5 protein-coding genes are annotated in these 3,516 nt (G+C 43.8%); 4 read left to right on the top strand and 1 reads right to left on the bottom strand.

All coding sequences use genetic code 11. The features are described from left to right. Positions 1-239: 239 nt before the first annotated feature. A complete protein-coding gene (locus AAC01S_RS18225; RefSeq protein WP_067625873.1) occupies positions 240-638 on the top strand; it encodes a VOC family protein in 399 nt (132 codons plus the stop codon). Between the two features lie 61 nt (positions 639-699). Here the strand turns inward: AAC01S_RS18225 and AAC01S_RS18220 are convergent, their stop codons facing one another. Next, on the bottom strand, positions 700-1,095 hold the full coding sequence (locus AAC01S_RS18220; RefSeq protein WP_157071288.1) for a hypothetical protein: 396 nt from the start codon (positions 1,093-1,095) through the stop codon (positions 700-702). Positions 1,096-1,278: 183 nt separating this feature from the next. Between AAC01S_RS18220 and AAC01S_RS18215 the strand changes: the two genes are divergently transcribed. From AAC01S_RS18215 to AAC01S_RS19820, 3 genes are all read left to right on the top strand, one after another. After that, positions 1,279-1,974, top strand: a complete 696-nt coding sequence (locus AAC01S_RS18215) for a nuclease-related domain-containing protein (protein WP_067625867.1) — start codon at positions 1,279-1,281, stop codon at positions 1,972-1,974. Between the two features lie 124 nt (positions 1,975-2,098). Next, positions 2,099-3,202, top strand: coding sequence for a hypothetical protein (locus tag AAC01S_RS18210; protein ID WP_067625864.1), 1,104 nt, complete (start codon positions 2,099-2,101; stop codon positions 3,200-3,202). 58 nt (positions 3,203-3,260) lie between these two features. Then, positions 3,261-3,516, top strand: a 256-nt coding sequence (locus AAC01S_RS19820; RefSeq protein WP_217997871.1) for a hypothetical protein, incomplete at its 3' end; no start/stop codon positions are given.

The following is a 3,516-nucleotide window of genomic DNA, read 5'->3' as shown; positions in this document are numbered from 1 at the left end:
GGATGTGGATCTGTACTGGACATATGTTGGAGGGTCTAAGGCTTGCATCGACACACTATTGCACAGTTCGGAATTAGAATCCGTTCCAGCGGAACTCAGTCACGGAATAACCGTTTCTTCCGACACACTCAACAGGCTTTCTCCTGACGAGAAGAAGCAGTGGGGATACTGATTTGTGTGCGAATGAGGGGTTCAACCGTTGATATCAACAGACGGGACAAGTGGGAGGAGTGTTCCCTATGTCGAAAATCACGACATTCTTAATGTTTGAAGGCAAGGCAGAGGAAGCGATGAACTTCTACACCTCGGTGTTTGATGACGCACGAATAACAAATATTTCTCGTCATGGAGCAAATGAGGATGGGGTAGAGGGAACGGTTAAACAAGCTACATTGTCAATACATGGTCAAGAGTTTATGTTCTTTGACAGCTATGTGAAACATAATTTCACCTTCACTCCGTCGATTTCCTTATATGTAACGTGTGACTCAGATGATGAGATTGAAAGGCTGTTTACGGCTCTGGCTCAAGATGGGAAGATTTTGATGCCCTTGGCGACTTACCCTTTCAGTAAGAAATTTGGGTGGGTGACTGACAAGTTCGGTGTTTCATGGCAACTAAATTTAGTTGACGGTTGAGTAAGGGGTGACAGGCATCCCTCGCTTCCAGTGACGATGGGACCCAAACCGATACTTTCACCTATATTTGCTCGTTAGGCGCGTATATTGAGACTTGACCCTCTTCGTCAACGAAAATAACATGTAGCCCGATGGATTGCTTTAACCACTGCGGTACTTTTCGGCATTCCTTCACCATCTGTGGGGTCTGTGGAACGGCGATTGCATACTTCCTGTTTGAATCATTCATCCGTTTCAGGATTTGACCAAGTGCTGTATTGTGATCGGTGGTTATGCTGGCGGTATGTCCTTTGGCTTCAATCGTCCAATAATCACTTCTGTCCTTCTCATTTACGGCGATCAAGTCGGGTTCGAAGGTGTTCTGCGCGAACACGGTTCTGTATCCGTGGGAGGAGAAGTAATCCGCAACAGAATCGACTACAAATCCTTCGTTTGGGTATACGGACGGTTTTTTCATTGTCTCCCTCATCCCTTCTTGATCCAACCTGGACCTCTACGTGGTCTTACTCAACTTGTCCGACGAAATCTACGAAGTTGCCTATAAACGCATACCCCTACTGAACTTATCTCTTTGGGTTATGCTACCATATGTATTATGACATGAACGCAAATAACCTCTTGGTACGCTGGGGGATAATTAATGGGTTGGGCAAAATTAGTTTCACTATTTAAAAGGTCCGATCAACAAGTAAAGAAAAGGGGGCAAGGTGCTGTATCGAACTCCCGCAAGCAAAAAAGACAGGTCAACCCTTCACACATTGGTGAGTTGGGAGAGTACAAGATTGATGTCCAGCTTCGCCAAATGCCAAAAGAAATTAGGTACATCAGCGACGTGCTGATTCGTAATCCCAAGTCCAGGACGGGATATTCTCAAATCGACCATGTTGTTATCACGCCATATGGTCTGTTTGTCATTGAGACAAAGAATTATAAGGGCGAAATCAAAGGGAAGCGAACTGATAAACGTTGGAATGTCAGCGGCAGATTTAATCCATACAATCCACTGCGGCAAAATTACGGGCACATCAAGGTATTAGAAAACATCTTATCTGAATTCAAGAACCTTACTTTCGTGTCCATAATATCGTTCACGCTTCGATGTCGGTTTAGCGTAGACCCAGAATTACGGAAAATCCAGTCGAACGAACTGGTGATTTATGATGTGGAACTGTCCGACTACATCGAGAGGAAGCTACTGAGATTTAAATCTGAAATGTCAGAGCCGATTTTGTCTGATTCAGATGTTAGTCGTGTCTACGAATTGATCAATAGAGCAAATATCACTGACCCACAAGATCGAGCCGAACATAATAGATTGGCGGCAGGAACGAAGTAGTCATTTTGATAGCGCGTCTTGTTTCTGGATAGGGAAGGTGACGGTTCATGATTGGAAAAGGGAATACCGTATTCAACTACGGACATGAATGCATTGCTAAACACTGGTTTCAGCGAGGTGCGACGTGACACAACTCGAAAGAAATTTGATCAAGAAGTTCCGTGACAAGATGAACGACAATCATCATTTTGTCGCAAATAAATACTGGAATATAGAGGGGGAAAATAAGTGGAACATTATTTGTTCTGCGATGGATTGGATTGAAGTTGCTGTCGATGGAATCCCCTACATTCAACTTACGAACAAAAATCCAAATGTTGCGTCTCTGAATCTGATGCAGTTAATCTGTGCGTTGGATTTGGTTGTTGAATCAGTCAAGCAACTTTATAGGGTATTCGAACAACATTACCCGTGTGGTAATGACCATAGCGTATTTCAGGACAAGAAGACGGATGATGATTACTTCAAGCACATTAGGGCGATGTTCGGTGTGCATCCAGTTAACCTAAAGGATGACAAGGAAAGGTACTATGCAAGTTGGTCAACTCCACACTTGAAAGCGGATTTCTCGGTCATCGTATACAGCAATCAGGTGGGCAAACAAGATCAGATTTATTCGATTCGTATCGAGGATTTGTTTAAATACACCCAAAGTCGCTACAGTCTTCTGAACGTCCTAATCAACCATGTCGAAAGAGACTATGAAGCCCATTTGAAAAAGTGGAAGAACCAGCAGATACCTGATTGTTTGAATATCAAAGATCAGATCAACGTTTTGTTTCGTGAGAATGAACAGAGATTCGGAAGTGGAGAGGCTTATTGGTATCAACTTGGACAATTGAAGCAGTTGTTTGATGTGGATGACTCCTTATTCGATGAAAACTATCGAGCGACGATATCAGCCTACAAGCAGGCTTTGAAAATCGTTGCCGATGAGATTCAATCCAATCTTCAAGATATGAATGTCGAGGAGCTACGCAATTACAATATCTTAGACCCATTTGAGGCGATTCCTCACAGCTATGACAAGGGGAAGTTGTTGACCTACCTACATAATCCCGAAAGCGAAACCAATGCAAGAACGCTCGCGGAGTATGCCTTGGGAGCTATGGTCAAGCGGGGTGTACTGCCCGAAGAAGCAATGGATTATGAACAGGATGAGTTACTGCTATTTCTAAGTGCTTGGCAGTGGGAGAAAAACAGCCACAGAAATCAAAATAGGAACTGACCGCGAAGGGGTGAAGACATTCATGTCAGACTTTGGGATATTCGAAAGAGAACATGAAATGGAGAAGTGGTTGCAGGCTACCTACGAAGAATGGTGGGGGCGAATGATTCGAGCGGTAGAATCACTCGACGAGCAGGATGTTCGCAAGCTATCCAATCCGTTCTTGATTAAGTGCCTCCCAGCATATCGTAAGGCAAAAAGAAGGGTACTGATTGTTGGGCAAGAGACAAACGGCTGGGGGATCTTCTACGAAACCTTGGAACACTTTCATCATCACAATGTCCAATACGAACGAGACAATATAATTCGTTACA

The organism is Alicyclobacillus acidiphilus NBRC 100859, assembly GCF_001544355.1.
GTDB classification, from domain to species: Bacteria; Bacillota; Bacilli; order Alicyclobacillales; family Alicyclobacillaceae; genus Alicyclobacillus; species Alicyclobacillus acidiphilus.
Note: the sequence above shows the minus strand (reverse complement) of the source record. Positions and strands in the feature narration are given on the sequence as shown.

What these genes read in the sequence shown, in the direction of transcription:
- AAC01S_RS18225 (WP_067625873.1), top strand. Translation starts at nt 240, where the DNA reads ATGTCGAAAATCACGACATTCTTAATGTTTGAAGGCAAGGCAGAGGAA.
- AAC01S_RS18220 (WP_157071288.1), bottom strand. Translation starts at nt 1,095, where the DNA reads ATGAAAAAACCGTCCGTATACCCAAACGAAGGATTTGTAGTCGATTCT.
- AAC01S_RS18215 (WP_067625867.1), top strand. Translation starts at nt 1,279, where the DNA reads ATGGGTTGGGCAAAATTAGTTTCACTATTTAAAAGGTCCGATCAACAA.